Annotated in this window: 13 protein-coding genes; 7 read left to right on the forward strand and 6 right to left on the reverse strand. The window is 44.7% G+C overall.

Annotated elements, in window-relative coordinates; all coding sequences use genetic code 11:
• Positions 1-31 precede the first annotated feature (31 nt).
• Entirely contained in the window at positions 32-586 is a 555-nt protein-coding gene (locus tag ACRBG0_RS19420; protein WP_431488516.1) for a DinB family protein, read from the reverse strand.
• Positions 587-857: 271 nt separating this feature from the next.
• Here ACRBG0_RS19420 and ACRBG0_RS19425 point away from each other — a divergent pair, with 271 nt between their 5' ends.
• From ACRBG0_RS19425 to ACRBG0_RS19445, 5 genes are all read left to right on the forward strand, one after another.
• Positions 858-1,511: a hypothetical protein gene (locus ACRBG0_RS19425; RefSeq protein WP_431488517.1), complete on the forward strand. Its 654-nt coding sequence runs from the start codon at positions 858-860 to the stop codon at positions 1,509-1,511.
• Positions 1,508-1,813 (forward strand): winged helix-turn-helix domain-containing protein, encoded by a 306-nt coding sequence (locus ACRBG0_RS19430; protein ID WP_431488518.1) that lies wholly within the window; start codon positions 1,508-1,510, stop codon positions 1,811-1,813. The genes ACRBG0_RS19425 and ACRBG0_RS19430 overlap by 4 nt, the downstream gene beginning before the upstream one ends.
• A 178-nt stretch (positions 1,814-1,991) precedes the next feature.
• Positions 1,992-3,449 carry a DUF4153 domain-containing protein gene (locus tag ACRBG0_RS19435; protein WP_431488519.1) on the forward strand — a complete coding sequence of 486 codons (1,458 nt, stop codon included), beginning with the start codon at positions 1,992-1,994 and terminating at the stop codon, positions 3,447-3,449.
• A 39-nt stretch (positions 3,450-3,488) separates the two neighbouring features.
• Positions 3,489-4,010 carry a hypothetical protein gene (locus tag ACRBG0_RS19440; RefSeq protein ID WP_431488520.1) on the forward strand — a complete coding sequence of 174 codons (522 nt, stop codon included), beginning with the start codon at positions 3,489-3,491 and terminating at the stop codon, positions 4,008-4,010.
• A gap of 240 nt (positions 4,011-4,250) precedes the next feature.
• Entirely contained in the window at positions 4,251-4,943 is a 693-nt protein-coding gene (locus tag ACRBG0_RS19445; RefSeq protein ID WP_431488521.1) for a DUF1361 domain-containing protein, read from the forward strand.
• 67 nt (positions 4,944-5,010) lie between these two features.
• Here the strand turns inward: ACRBG0_RS19445 and ACRBG0_RS19450 are convergent, their stop codons facing one another.
• Together ACRBG0_RS19450 and ACRBG0_RS19455 are read right to left on the reverse strand one after the other, a co-directional pair.
• A complete protein-coding gene (locus ACRBG0_RS19450) occupies positions 5,011-6,813 on the reverse strand; it encodes an acyl-CoA dehydrogenase family protein (RefSeq protein ID WP_431488522.1) in 1,803 nt (600 codons plus the stop codon).
• Between the two features lie 187 nt (positions 6,814-7,000).
• Positions 7,001-7,975, reverse strand: a complete 975-nt coding sequence (locus ACRBG0_RS19455; protein WP_431488523.1) for a formylglycine-generating enzyme family protein — start codon at positions 7,973-7,975, stop codon at positions 7,001-7,003.
• 47 nt (positions 7,976-8,022) lie between these two features.
• Between ACRBG0_RS19455 and ACRBG0_RS19460 the strand changes: the two genes are divergently transcribed.
• Together ACRBG0_RS19460 and rsgA are read left to right on the forward strand one after the other, a co-directional pair.
• A complete protein-coding gene (locus ACRBG0_RS19460) occupies positions 8,023-9,360 on the forward strand; it encodes a cytochrome P450 (RefSeq protein ID WP_431488524.1) in 1,338 nt (445 codons plus the stop codon).
• A gap of 390 nt (positions 9,361-9,750) precedes the next feature.
• Complete coding sequence (gene rsgA / locus ACRBG0_RS19465) at positions 9,751-10,701, forward strand: ribosome small subunit-dependent GTPase A (protein ID WP_431488525.1); 951 nt, start codon at positions 9,751-9,753, stop codon at positions 10,699-10,701.
• 100 nt (positions 10,702-10,801) lie between these two features.
• Here rsgA and galE read toward each other — a convergent pair whose 3' ends face one another.
• From galE to ACRBG0_RS19480, 3 genes are all read right to left on the reverse strand, one after another.
• Positions 10,802-11,818, reverse strand: coding sequence for a UDP-glucose 4-epimerase GalE (galE, locus tag ACRBG0_RS19470; RefSeq protein WP_431488526.1), 1,017 nt, complete (start codon positions 11,816-11,818; stop codon positions 10,802-10,804).
• A gap of 125 nt (positions 11,819-11,943) precedes the next feature.
• Positions 11,944-12,717, reverse strand: a complete 774-nt coding sequence (locus ACRBG0_RS19475; protein ID WP_431488527.1) for a hypothetical protein — start codon at positions 12,715-12,717, stop codon at positions 11,944-11,946.
• 286 nt (positions 12,718-13,003) lie between these two features.
• Positions 13,004-14,101: an aminopeptidase gene (locus tag ACRBG0_RS19480; RefSeq protein WP_431488528.1), complete on the reverse strand. Its 1,098-nt coding sequence runs from the start codon at positions 14,099-14,101 to the stop codon at positions 13,004-13,006.
• Positions 14,102-14,116: the final 15 nt, after the last annotated feature.

Here is a 14,116-nt window from a genome sequence, read left to right on the forward strand (position 1 = left end):
TCATTTAAAGTGTTTTAACTATCTGAAAAACCTAAGAAAAATCGTATTTTCTTTTCTGCGCAATATTAATGTAGCGTTCCCGCAAAATTTGCAAATGATGGCGTTCATGGCCGGCAATCATGTACACCATACCTCGAGCACTACATGGCTGGTCTTTGGCTTCGCCAATGGTATTAAGTGCTTCTTCATCAAGGTTTTGGAAAAAAGCAATCGTTGCAGCTCTGAGGGCTTGGTACTCCGCCAAAATATCATCTCCCATTCGCTTATTGGCACGTGATACCGGTACATAGGCATTATGATCAAACCCAGGAAGAGACGTCTTATCCCCACGAGCGGCCGACAGCCCACGGTAGGTAAACACTCGCTCGGCATCCATCAAGTGTACCAACATTTCCTTGATGGTCCATTTATCTTCAGCGTAACGGTAATTCCACGCTTCGTCTGTCAATGGCTGGACTAATGCGACTACTTCTTTTAATCCTTCGGCTAAGAAGTCCAGCACCTTACCATCATCAGGTACATGCTTGATGTATACAGATGCCCAATCGGGGTGTTGATCGGAAGTAGGTTTGAGGATAGTTTTCATAATTGTTTATTTTTTTGTGCTCTTCCGATAAAATCGGAATCACGGTGGTGCCGACTACGTCGGCGGTAGCCGCGCTACCCGCGAGCTTTAGCGAGCACTACCGCGAGCGTAAGTGAACACTCCTTACCAAGCTTGGAAACTAAACACCAAAGCTTAAAGCCAACAAATTAAACTTGGTAAGCCGCTAAAATTAAGTCTTTCTAATAAATAAATTCGCCCCCTACTTGATTCTTAATAAAAAAACGACTTACTTTGCATTTCAAAGTACTTTATGAGTCAATATCCTCACCAGCCATTAGATCAATTACGCGATATCCATCGGATGATGGAACGCACCAGTAAATTTATTGGTCTGAGTGGTTTATCAGGAGTAGGCGCAGGTATTTTTGCCTTGGCCGGAGCCGTAATGGCCCACTGGTATTTGGTAGCAGGAGGCCTTGATGGTTACGGACCGTCGCTACACTACTGGCCCAACCAGCCACATCCTTGGGGATGGTCGCCACTAACTTTTTACATTTTAGACGCAGGCTTTGTACTTGCAGGTGCCCTCACTAGTGGCATTTACTTTACCACTAGGCGTGCTCATCGCAAAGGCCAAGCCATCTGGGATGCCCTCACCCAGCGGCTTTTACTTCATTTGGCGATACCGCTTGTCGCAGGAGGCATTTTTTGTCTAGCCCTGTTTTTTCACGGTTATTTGGGGCTTGTTGGCCCTGCAACCCTTATTTTTTATGGATTAGCACTCGTAAATGGCAGTAAATTTACCCTTCAGGATGTTTACTACTTGGGGCTATGCGAAATTGCACTGGGTTGTATTGGTGTATTTTTCATCGGCTGGGGATTATTACTTTGGGCCATTGGCTTTGGGGTTTTGCACATTGTTTATGGCATCATGATGTATTTGAAATACGAACAAGGAACATGAAAGAGCTCATCACACATCTACGGAAAGCTTTCGACCACCGGGTACGCCTAGGGGTTATGTCGATGTTGATGGTCACAGAATGGGTCGATTTCACCCACCTCAGGGATAACCTTGAAGTCAGTGACGGCAATTTGGCCAGTCACCTGAAAGCTTTAGACAAAGAAGGCTACATAGAACTTCGTAAACAATTTATCGGCCGTAGGCCCAATACCAGTTACAAGGTTACAGAAAAAGGCCGGATTGCTTTTTTAGATCACTTAGCCTATCTGGAAAAAATTATTAATCTACAAAAGGGAGATTAGAAATAGACATTATCTATTTTTTATCCATTGCATTGTGCAAAAAACAGATTGAGCCTTCCTTGAGGTTTTTGAAATAGTTGATACGCTTGAAGTTAATCGCTTAGCCATCTATTCCAAAAACGAATGCTCAATTCATTTTTGTGCTGCCTTTTAACTTTGAAAAACAAAGTACTTTTAGATGAAGAAATCATTGCTTATTATCCTGCTAGCCATCTGGTGGCATCTGCTCATATGGGAAGCTCAATTAGGCTTAAATGTGCTGCTCTTTAGTGTATCTATTACAGCGGTAATTCCCTGGGCCAAGCCAAAAGCCTTTGCTCGATCAGAAGTAAAATACCTCTTAGCTGCTTGGTGCCTATCCGCTTTTTGGGTCTTTTGGCACAACTCCTCGCTAAGCATGGTCGTTTATTGGCTCTTTGGCTTTATTACGCTGGGTTACCTTCAAGAAATCCAGGTGCGTTTTTGGGTCTTTGGTATCCTCGAAAGCATTCGAGCCTTATTCGGCGGGTGGTGGCTCAGTATCCGTCACTTGGGAGAACAATTAGGCGATAAGCATTCCTTTTTGCCCTCCTGGCGAAAGGTGCGCCTGCTCCTACTACCTATTTTGATCGTACCTCCGTTTTACTTGATTTATAGTCAAGCCAATACGGCATTAGGTGCTTTTAATGACAAACTATTAGAATGGGCGGGCGCCTTATTCCAGCTGGATATTGACTGGTCTCGCTTTTTTGTTTTCCTTCTAGGATGGGCATTTATAGCTGCATTTTTGGGATACCGAACAGGAGTCGCACCACTGCATAAATGGGTCGCCAATTGGGTTTATCCATTGGAGCGACAACGGAAAAGAGTTTGGCCTGCTAGGACGATGGCCCTGAAACAAGAATACCAAAGCGCGTTGCTCACGTTCACCGCATTAAATGTCCTTCTTGGCATCATCAATCTACTGGATATTGTCTTCGTTTGGTTTTCTCGCCAAGAACGCACCGCAAGTGAATTGAGCGCCTATGTTCACGAAGGAACCTGGCTATTGATCTTCTCTATTGTATTGGCAATGCTGGTTGTGCTAGGCTTTTTCCGGGCGAACCTCAACTTCTTTACCAACAACCAACGCCTTCGGCAGTTGGCCTATTTATGGTTAGGACAGAATGCCTTTCTGGCGTTGTCAGTAGGGGTTAGAAATGGCCATTACATCCATCATTACGCCTTGGCCCATGGCCGAATTACGGTCGTATTCTTCCTGGCATTGGTACTATTTGGTTTGTTTACGATGTACTTAAAAGTCAAAGGCCCGAAGACCATTTACTTTCTACTCCAAACCAATGCCACTGCCGTAATGATTGCCCTACTCCTTGCAGCTAGTGTCAATTGGGACAAACTCATTACGCGCTACAACCTAAATCAGGAAAACCCTGATATCCACCATCTAGTAAATCGATTAGACAATAACCTCACTCCATTACTAAATACCGCCCAAGGCAACACGATGCTGTCCGATAAACTACGGATCAATTCACTTACCCGTCGAGGAAATCGACTGGAAAGCGATTGGAAAAACAAAGACTGGCGCAGCTGGAATTGGAGTGAATACCGACAGTACCAGCAATGGCAGGAGTATCAAAAAACATTAAACAACTAGACTCGGCTTCCTAAAAGTCCAGTTACAAACTTCAATATCATGTCTACCCTCTCTGTACGGCTTCCGCTCTATGGGCTTCGGAGCCAGTTTCTCCATTTTATGTATGAAAAAACATACCCTATCTACGCGCGTATTTCTGCTCGGTCGCGCCCGCAGTGGCAACTCAACCGGGATGATTTGCTACAACTTCCTCCGGGAAGTCTTGGCCAGCGGGTAGGTCAATTCCTAACAAGTAATCAACTTGATCTTCTTCCTGGTTTTGAAAATCATGACGTTTTCCATGTGATGCTGGAATATGGCCTCACCGCGCCCGAGGAAGTAGAGTTGCAATGGTGCTTATTGGGTAATGGTAAACGAAGCGCTTACGCATTCTTGGCCGCCTTTACGGGTGCAGCTTTCTTTCCTGAATACTGGGGGCGGCTTCGGCGTGCATTCCAAAAAGGGCGACAATTACGCACCTTCCACCATTGGTATTATGAGTACTTACTACGCGAAAACCTTGTTGGTTTACAGGATTTCCTAGCTGGTGGTGAGTTGCAGGCAGAGGGGGCGGAGTATTAAGCGTGTGTTCGCTCGCGCTCACGGGAGTGCTCTTCCGGTTCTCGGAATCACGGTGGTGCTACCCTGCGCTTGCAGTGGTGCCAACTACGTCGGCGGTAGCCGCGTTACCCGCGAGCTTTAGCGAGCACTGCCTAGAGGAACGAGCACCACCGCAAGCGTGAGCGAACACTGCTTTCCAAGCGTAGAACCCAAAGCTTAGCTTTACGAAAAAGTATTCTTTAACCCAAAAAACCACCAAAAATGAAATCATTCCTCCAGCATTTTTTCCACAAAGAACGCGCACTCCTACTTTTAAGCCTGCTGGCTTCAGGTCTCGTTTTTTTTCGAATCTTTTATCTACAAGAAGGAGATATTGAAAGCTATTCAACCTTGCGAACATGGCCACGTTTACGGTTCCTCTTCCTCGGTTGGAACCTGATACTCGCATGGGTTCCACTGGGGCTCTTGTACCTTCTTCCGTACATACCTCGTAAACGATGGATACAAGGAGGAATTCTAGCCGCATGGTTATTATTCTTCCCAAATGCGCCTTACCTCATGACTGATTTGATTCATCTGAGGGTTCGGCCGGGTATCCCTTTATGGTTTGATGCCTTGTTGCTGTTTACTTTTGCTTACTTGGGCTTAGTCCTGGGGATTCGTGCGCTGGAAGGGTTACGTAGCTACTTGCGCGAGCATTATTCCAATAGATGGGCTAATTCGTTTACAATCAGCACGCTGCTACTTAGTGGCCTGGGAATCTACCTCGGCCGCGTACTTCGCTGGAATAGTTGGGACGCTCTACTGCATCCACAGGGACCTATACTGGACACCCTGGCATTGGTGCATTCTCCTTTACAAAATGGTGAAGCGTGGTTAATGATCCTTTTATTCACACTGGTATTTAGTACGATCTATTGGAGTCAGCGTGGTCAGTTTCGCAAGACGTTCTAAATAAAAAAGCCCCGAACATAATGTCGGGGCTTTCCTTAAAGCGACTATTTGACCTAAAGTCTATTTCTTAAAAAGCGTACTGATTAGCTGTTATCAAAGCCTCAGCAACCTGACGACGCTCTTTCATTACATTCACTGGCGGATACTTCGTAAAGCGCTTGATTCCCATTAGGAAGGTGCGCAGCAAATCGCCTTCTGCGAAGGAAGCTACCGCGTCAGATGCTTCCTTATTGATTCGTGCTGTAGCATCGTGCATTAACACTTTCAAGATTGAATCGTACACTTCCTGAGCTTGCGGCTTATTGTCCATCGTTGCCAGTTTTTGTACGCGTAGCAGTGTACTTTCTGCCTGAAATACATCCAGTAGGATGTTGGCCAGGTTCATGACAATCTCTTGATCCTTTTTCAGGTTCAGTTTACCTTCCATCTGCATTTTACCTGCAGCACCAGCTACCATCAACAGAATTTTTTTGAATTCTGATACCGCTTTCACTTCTTGCCCATAAGGACCTTCTGGCTGCTCCATTGAAGGCATACTCGCCAATTCTTTCTGCACTGCCCAAGCTGGACCTACCATATCGAAAGCACCAGCCATTCCCCGACGGAAAAACATATCCACAGACAGTAAACGGTTAATTTCATTGGTACCCTCGTAGATGCGATTGATCCGGCTATCGCGGTAAGCACGTGCTGCGGTGCCTTCCTCAGAGTAGCCCATTCCGCCGTGAATCTGTAGATTTTCATCTACAATATAATCCAGTGCCTCAGAACCAATCACCTTAAGTAAAGCACACTCAATGGCATACTCTTCAGCAGCCTGCAATTTGGCTTCACCAAAACCGATGCCTTCTTTTTTAAGATTTTCGTTCCAGTCCTGCATCAACTGGCTCGTGCGATATAGAGAACTTTCACTTGCAAATACCCGAATAGCTTGCTCTCCTAACTTATACTTAATAGCTCCAAAATTAGAAATAGGCTGCTTAAACTGGTGGCGTTCGTTAGCGTAGTTAACAGACCTCGTAATGCATTCTTTCGCACCACCATTACATAAAGCATTCAATTTGAAACGCCCAACATTCAGGGTATTAAACGCAATAAGGTGACCTTTACCAATCTCTCCCAAAACATTGTCTACAGGAATTTTCGCGTCTTCGAAGAAAACCTGCCGGGTAGATGATCCTTTGATCCCCAACTTAGCTTCTTCTGCTCCAAGAGACAATCCTTCACTATCACGAGGCACAATGAAGCCGGTAAATTTGTCGCCGTCAATCTGTGCAAATACGATAAAGATATCCGCAAAGCCAGCGTTAGAAATCCACATCTTCTGGCCATTCAAAACGTAATGCTTACCATCTTCTGTCAGGTCGGCACGCGTTTTAGCAGCAAGTGCATCAGAACCAGACCCCGGCTCGGTGAGACAGTAGGCAGCTTTTAACTCTCCACTAATCAAGCGAGGCAAGAATGTCTCTTTCTGCTGATCTGTACCAAAATATAAAATTGGCAACATGCCAATGCCAGTATGCGCAGCATAAGAAACCGTAAACGCTCCGGAAGGGCCCATTGCATCACAAATAAGGGTATTCGTGTTGGTATCCAAAGCCATTCCTCCATATTCTTCGGGCATATGTGTACCCAACAAGCCTAATTCAGCTATCGTATCCAGTAAGGTTACAGCAATATTGTCCTCTTGCTTTTCCAGTTTTTCACTATTGGGAAAAATATGGCCCTCAACAAAATCACGAACCATGTCGCGGATCATCCGCTGCTCTTCATTGAATTCTTCAGGAATAAAAATCTCTTCAGGACGGGTATCTCTTACCAGGAATTCTCCGCCACGAAGTGTTTTTTCGGAGGTTGCTACTTCAGCCATTGGTCAATTTTATTTAGTCGTTTCAAGCAAAAAAAAGAACATGAATCCTTGAAAGGTCTTTTGTTACGCAAAAAACAAATGTGCCAATTTATTTTTGCGGTGCTTCCCTTCAGCGAAAATTCGCTACAAATTTAAGGCTTTCTACCCACAATGTAAAGACCAATCAATCTCTTTTTGCGAAAATTCGCTAATTAACTGTACGCGCTAATCTAAAGCCTGTCGTAAAATTACCCTTGCCTGGTGATTTCTCTTGTCGAGAAGCACAGCGTACCTCTGGCTGAAGGTTTCTCCAGGAACCGCCTCTCACAATCCGATAACCTCCAATATCTGACCCTCGGGGATCTTCTTTTGGTGAATCTTTATAATACTCCCCATCATAAAAATCCCAGCACCATTCCCATACGTTGCCACTCATATCATAAACCCCCAGTTCATTTGGTGAAAACTGCCCTATGGGTGCCGTATGGGCATAACCATCGTTTCGAGGAGTGGTCTTCCAACGAAAACCACATTTGGCATCACAAAAATTAGCAAATTCATCCAACAAGTGATCCGAAGAGGTGCCGGCATAGCGTTCACTAGCACGAATAGTACGGCGGGTAGTTTTCTCCGAAGCATTGCTCCAGCTGGCAGCATACTCCCACTCTGCTTCGCTAGGCAAACGATAGCCATTCGCTTCCCAATCGGAATAAAAGACTTTCATGTCCGAGCCGTCAAAGGCTTCCTCTATCTCTACCCGGTACACCTTGGTATAACCTTGCTGCTCACTCAGCCAATTACAATAAGCTACAGCATCATACCAGCTAACATTAATAACTGGCATTTGATCTCTCCCCCAACGTTCATCCCTGGGCAATTGACGGTTTGTAGCTGTGCAAAATCGATCATATTCGGCAAACGTAAGCTCGTATTTACCAATCTCAAAAGCACTAATCGTTACCATGTGAGATGGCTTTTCATCGAGGCTTCCATCACCAAAATTGTCCCCCATCCGGAACGTCCCTGCGGGCACGCTAATCATCGCCGGTACAGGTCGTATTCCGGCTTCATTAGCAGTACAAAGGTTTGTAGTTGTGGCCTCAAAAACAGGACTTAAGGAAAGAAAACTTAATCCCAGAATCGTAAGCACGAAAAGGAAGGTGTAATTAAGAAGGGTATTCATACCAGCGTTTTTTTTTGTTTGGAAGATAAGGTATTTTTACTACCAAAATGGCTGACATCCCTATTATCCCCCGTTCTGTGTCGCTGCCTACTACACTCAGTTTCGCACACGATCCTATTGCTGGCCTACAGGCATATACCGAACGTTACGGAAACACCTTCTACCTTTATATCGGGGGTATTTCCAAGTCGCTGGTCACTATCGACCCCGAAGTAGCCCAGCATGTACTCCAAAAACAACATCGCCGCTACGAAAAATCTCCTATCCAAACGGATGTACTCTCCAAATATATAGGGCGCGGTTTATTAACCAACACCGGTAGTTCCTGGCTACGGCAACGACGCCTGATTCAACCTGGTTTTCACCGTGATCGCTTGGCTGCACTCACTAACATCATGCAAGGTGTAATTGACCAGGAACTAGACCTACTCTGCCAACGGAACAAAGAGAGCGGTATCGATATTTACGAAGAAATGCTACGCATCACTTTTCGCATTGTAGGGCGAGCAATCTTTAGCGAAGATGTGGTGGAAGAAGAATTGAACCAACTAGGGGACAAGATCACCCAAATCCAGGAATACGTGATCAAAGAGGTACGCCTTCCCTTCCTGCGCTGGTGGTACATCTTGACGGGCAAGCGAGAACGTAATCTGAGCCTTTCCCGTGATATCCTCGATATGCAACGGCAGTTTATCCGACGTAGAGAAGAAAGTGGTGCCTCCCGGGATGATCTGTTGCAGATGCTATTGGACTCACGCTATGAAGATACTGGCCTCCCCATGGAGGAACAACAGCTGGTAGAAGAAACAGGGATTCTCTTTGTTGCTGGGCATGAAACCTCCGCCAATGCCTTGGCATGGACACTGTACCTGCTGGCCAAGCATCCAGAAATACAAGAACAACTGAGAAATGAATTGGAAGAGGTTGCCCCAGGTCGGCCTCCTGGATTCACAGAACTTCGATCCCTGCCCATCTTGACGAATGTCATTAAGGAATCAATGCGACTTTATCCTCCAGCTTGGATCACAGACCGAATAGCGCTGGAAGACGATGAAATAGGGGGCGTAAAAATTCCTAAAGGCACCATTGTTGTTCCCTTTATTTACGGGATTCATCATACCGCCCAGTATTGGGATGATCCCGAAGAATTTCGCCCTGATCGTTTTCAGGACACTCAGGCACCTTTTACTTACTTTCCTTTCGGAGGAGGCCCTCGTCTTTGTATTGGTAATAATTTCGCGATGATGGAAATGCAACTCGTCATAGCTGCCTGGCTACGTCGATTTTCGTTCCAACTTATTCCTGACCAAGGGATTAAGGCTAATGCTTTGATTACTTTACGGCCGGCGAATGGTATACAGATGTACCTACAAGAAAATAAATAATTTACAATGTATTAACACTCAACGATGTAAAAATTTCCTACTGTTTCGTTTGAAAAATATTCGCTAAAATTTTTGGGATTCTCCTTAAAACATCTTTTTTTTGTTGCGGTTCCGGGAAATCACGGAATCCATCAATACGAAGAATTTTATTCAAAGATAGTTTTCATTTGGTTTTTTGGGGTTATTAGGAGGCAATCGGAACGGTTGCCTCATTTTTTTTGTTATACCTTTATATTCAGTCCTGGTATTGCGCAAAAAACAAATTGAACCATCTCTGAGGTTTTCCAAAAAGCTGACACGCTTGATAGCCTACTTTTTGAAAAACGATGGATCAGCTTATTTTTGTGCTGTTTTTTATCTCTACACAGAACTTTTCTTATCTCCGATAATTTGCAAGACGGTATAATTACAAAATCAACAGGAAGCTGGTACAATGTCCGTCTGGAAGACGGCCAAATCATCCCCTGCCGCATTGGTGGTAAATTCCGCAAAGACGACAAACGACTTACGAACCCGATTGCCGTTGGAGACAAAGTCAAAGTAGAGACCGATGTGGATGAAGAAGGAGCCGGTGCTATTCGAAAGATCATGCCGCGCGACAATTATGTTGTCCGCCAATCTCCCCGCAAGAAGCACTCCCTCCATCTCATTGCCAGTAATATTGATCAAGCTATCATTGTCACGACCATTGCTCAGCCAAAGCTTAAGCAAGGTTTTATTGATCGCTTTTTGCTAATGACGGAGCCTTTCAATATTGACACAGTCATTGCTTTCAATAAAGTGGATGTTTATACAGAAGAAGATATCGACACGCTTGCCTACCTCCAAGGCGTTTACGAAGATATTGGCTACAAAACCTTGATCCTTTCAGCAACCAAAGGGCATGGTTTAGACGATTTAAAAGTGCTCTTAAAAGACAAAACGACCCTCATTGGTGGTCAATCTGGCGTTGGAAAATCTACCCTAATCAATGCCATCGCAGCTGATTTGGATTTACGTACTGGTGATATCAGTGATTATAGTGGCAAAGGCCAGCATACAACGACCTTTGCAGAAATGTTTGAGCTGCCTTTCGGGGGCTTACTGATCGATACGCCGGGTATAAAGAACCTCTCTTTCAATTATCTCGAACTAGCTGATGTAGCCCACAATTTCAGGGAATTCTTTGCCGCATCCAGTGACTGTCGCTTCGGCGGAAGTTGCCTTCACCGCAACGAACCCGGCTGTGCTGTAAAAGCGGCTATCGAAGAAGGAGAAATTAGTGAATTGCGCTACTTCAACTACCTCGCTTTGCTCGACGAAGTGGATGAGCAGAATTATTGGGAAAGGAGAAATGTATAAATGCAGTAAATCGAAACACACATCCTTTTCACCACAATAGACACAGAGAAAATACACACACCTGACTCCATAACAGCTCTATGTGACTATGTGATAAAATCTACCGCTTCTGCTCCCAAGCCCACGCCGTCTCCATTATATCTTTAATATTGTACTTAGGTTGCCAACCTAGCTCTCGGCTAGCTTTATCTGCATTGGCATAGATAGAAACAACATCTCCTGCACGGCGATCACCGATACGATAATTGAGCTTTATGCCCGTCACCTCCTCAAATGCATGAATCGCTTCTAGTACACTTACGCCCGTTCCGATGCCGAGATTAAAAAGTTCACAGTTGCTCGCTTGGCGGTTTTCTCGAAGGTAATCCAAGGCCAGCGTATGGGCATGAGCAAGGTCTACTACATGAATATAATCCCGCACACAGCTGCCATCACTGGTGTTGTAATCATTGCCAAAGACCATCATTTCCTTACGCTTGCCCATGGCCGTTTCAGTGATAACGGGCGCAAGGTTAGAAGCAGGGTTAGAAGGTGCTTCTCCAATCAGGCTACTGGGGTGTGCTCCTGCTGGATTAAAATAACGAAGGAGTACCGCTTGAAAGTCGGGGCTTATTTTGCAAACATCAAAAAGGATGTCTTCACACATTTGTTTAGTGCGACCGTACGGTGACTCCGCACTCTGGCGAGGTGTTTTTTCCGTCACCGGTAGTTCGTCTGTATTACCGTAGACGGAACAGGAAGAAGAAAAAATCAGGTGCTGACAACCCGTCGCCTGCATGCCTTCAATGACATTGAGTAAACTATTGAGGTTGTTTTGATAATAACGAACAGGTTGATGGACCGATTCACCTACGTGCTTCAACGCTGCAAAATGGATGACACCATTAAAGGCTTCTTCCTGAAATAAGCGTACAGTAGCTTCTCGCTCGGCCAGGTCAACCACATGGTTTTTTACATTTACTCCAGTGATTTCAGCAATACCCTTCAGGACAGATTCATCAGCATTACTAAGGTTATCTACAGCAACTACCTCATAGCCATTTTCAATCAAATCCACGATAGTATGACTACCTATATAACCACAACCTCCAGTCACTAAAATCTTCCCTTTGCTCATATTATTGTCTCTTTATTCCCCTCATGAGGGCCTCCTAAAGTATGGCGTATTTTTTAAGAAAAATCCCGAATACCAGCCACTAAGCTAATATTCGGGATATGTAGAAAAGGTTCAAAACCACAGGGTTATTCCTCTGATTCAGGTCCAGCTTCAGCCGCCTTTCTCTTTTCTTCTTCCTCTTTCGAGTTCTGTATTTTATTAAGCAACAAGGCGGCCTTCATCAAGAAGTCGTCATGGTGCTCTGTATATTCGTTGAAAATCATCATCAGGCGAGCTGCATCAAAAGCTGCTGACTTGGGCATCAACTGGCGGGCAGCGATAGGGTGCAGCCAGTATTCCAGATTATTGGAACGCAAGTAAGAACGGTCCATTTCAAAACCAATTACTACTGCCAACTTATTCAAGCTAAACAGATAATCGGTTTCCCGGTTAAGGTCTTTCTGGATATCAATGATCTGATGACGGCCAAAGTCTACTCCAGCGCGTTCGCACAAGAAAATATCTCGGCGACCATCAAAGACAACGATATCTTCAAAACGGTATTTCTTGAAATTGCGCAACAAGAAGCTCCGAATAGCCATCTTCGTAGAGCGCAAGTTTCTGAAAGCATAAGAAAGATCATGTTCTTCGAGGCGGAATTCTTCATCAAACCGGAACCGTCTGCGGGTCCGCATATTGATGACTTCTTTTCCACGTCCGATGGTATGGCCTAGTTCATTGGTCTGGGCAAATACATTGACAACATCAACGTTTGCGCTGTTGACCCAGCTTTCAAGAAAAATTCGGTTAGAGCCTTGTTCAAAAACCAACAAGGAGATTTCACTGATGGCGTAGAAGTTTGGGTACCCTCCGTAAATATTGCCATACTTTAATTCCAAAAATGCGATGTTCCTGTTCACGGTTTGAGGTTGTGTTTCAGTTTACTGTAATTGTTTTCGGGTGCTATTTGCCAGTTCATTTGGTTAAAAACAGCACAAAAACAAATGAAGATTCGCTTTTCAAATAGGTAACTAAGTGATACACTTCAAACGTGTTGACTATTTGAGAAACTTCAGAGAATGCTTCATTTTATTTTTTGCGCAATGCTAATGAATACGCAAGGTAGCCAGAAATTTTAAATCCATTAAGTACTTTCCGACGAAAACTAGCCTTACGTCCCTTAAACACGGGCAAAAAGATAAGGATTTAAAGGACAAACTGCCCGTTTTCATAAATTTTTTCACCGTTCGCGTAGATTTCACCCCCTTTTGTCATATCTGCAATCATATCCCAGTGAACCGTTGACTGGTTTTTGCCTCCTGTTTGGAGATAAGATTGCCCAATAGCCATGTGGATGGTTCCGCCAATTTTTTCGTCAAAAAGGATATTCTTGGTAAACCGATTAATTCCATAATTCGTACCGATGGCAGCTTCTCCAAACCGACGGGTACCTGGTATTTGGAATACACGATCAAGTACCTTTTGGCCCTGCTTTGCTTCCCATTTATCAATATAGCCATCTTTCACCCAGAGGGTTACTCCTTGAACCTCTTCTCCTTGATAAATGGCAGGATAATCAAAATGGACCACTCCATTAACGGAATCCTCTACGGGCGAAGTATACACCTCCCCGCTGGGCATATTGGTTTGACCATCAGAATTCATAAAAATCCGCCCATCCGTGCGGTAGGTGATATCAAAAAGAGGACTGCGATAACGGATTTCCTGACAAGAATTGAGACGATCAACGATCTGTTGCTGATCTTTTCTAACCTGCAACCAGCTTTCAATGGGGTCTTCATCATAGAGGCGGCAAGCCCCATAAATGAAGTCTTGATATTCCTCCAAAGACATCCCGGCTTCCTGAGCAGCAGCCTGGGTAGGAAATTGACAAAGATTCCGCTTTAGCGAACGATCTGCCGTACGGCTAAAGTAAGTCTTCGAAAGATCTGCAAGTGCTTGTTGTCTAATTTCGCGACGATCAGGATCTATCTGCTGCCCCTCCCGTAAATTAAAAGGCGCACGGATATAAAGGTAAGCGTCAAACTCCTCCATCGCTTGGCGATATAGCGGAGAAATGTACTTCAACTGCTCATCATTGGCGGTTTCCAGAAATATACGGCTCTGCTCTCTGAACTCTAACTCATACTCCACATGAGCCCCTACACGAACTGCCTCGCGATAAACTTCGCGGAGCAAATCTTCTGCCAAAGTGGTGGTTCTGATATATAAACGTTCTCCCGCTTTCAACTCTAAACAGTAGTTTACGAGAAGTTGGGCGTAGCTTTGTAGTATGTTTTTCATCTTATTTGGGTCGTA

Origin of the sequence: Lewinella sp. (assembly GCF_050633125.1) — a bacterium.
In the GTDB taxonomy this organism is placed as follows: Bacteria; Bacteroidota; Bacteroidia; order Chitinophagales; family Saprospiraceae; genus Lewinella.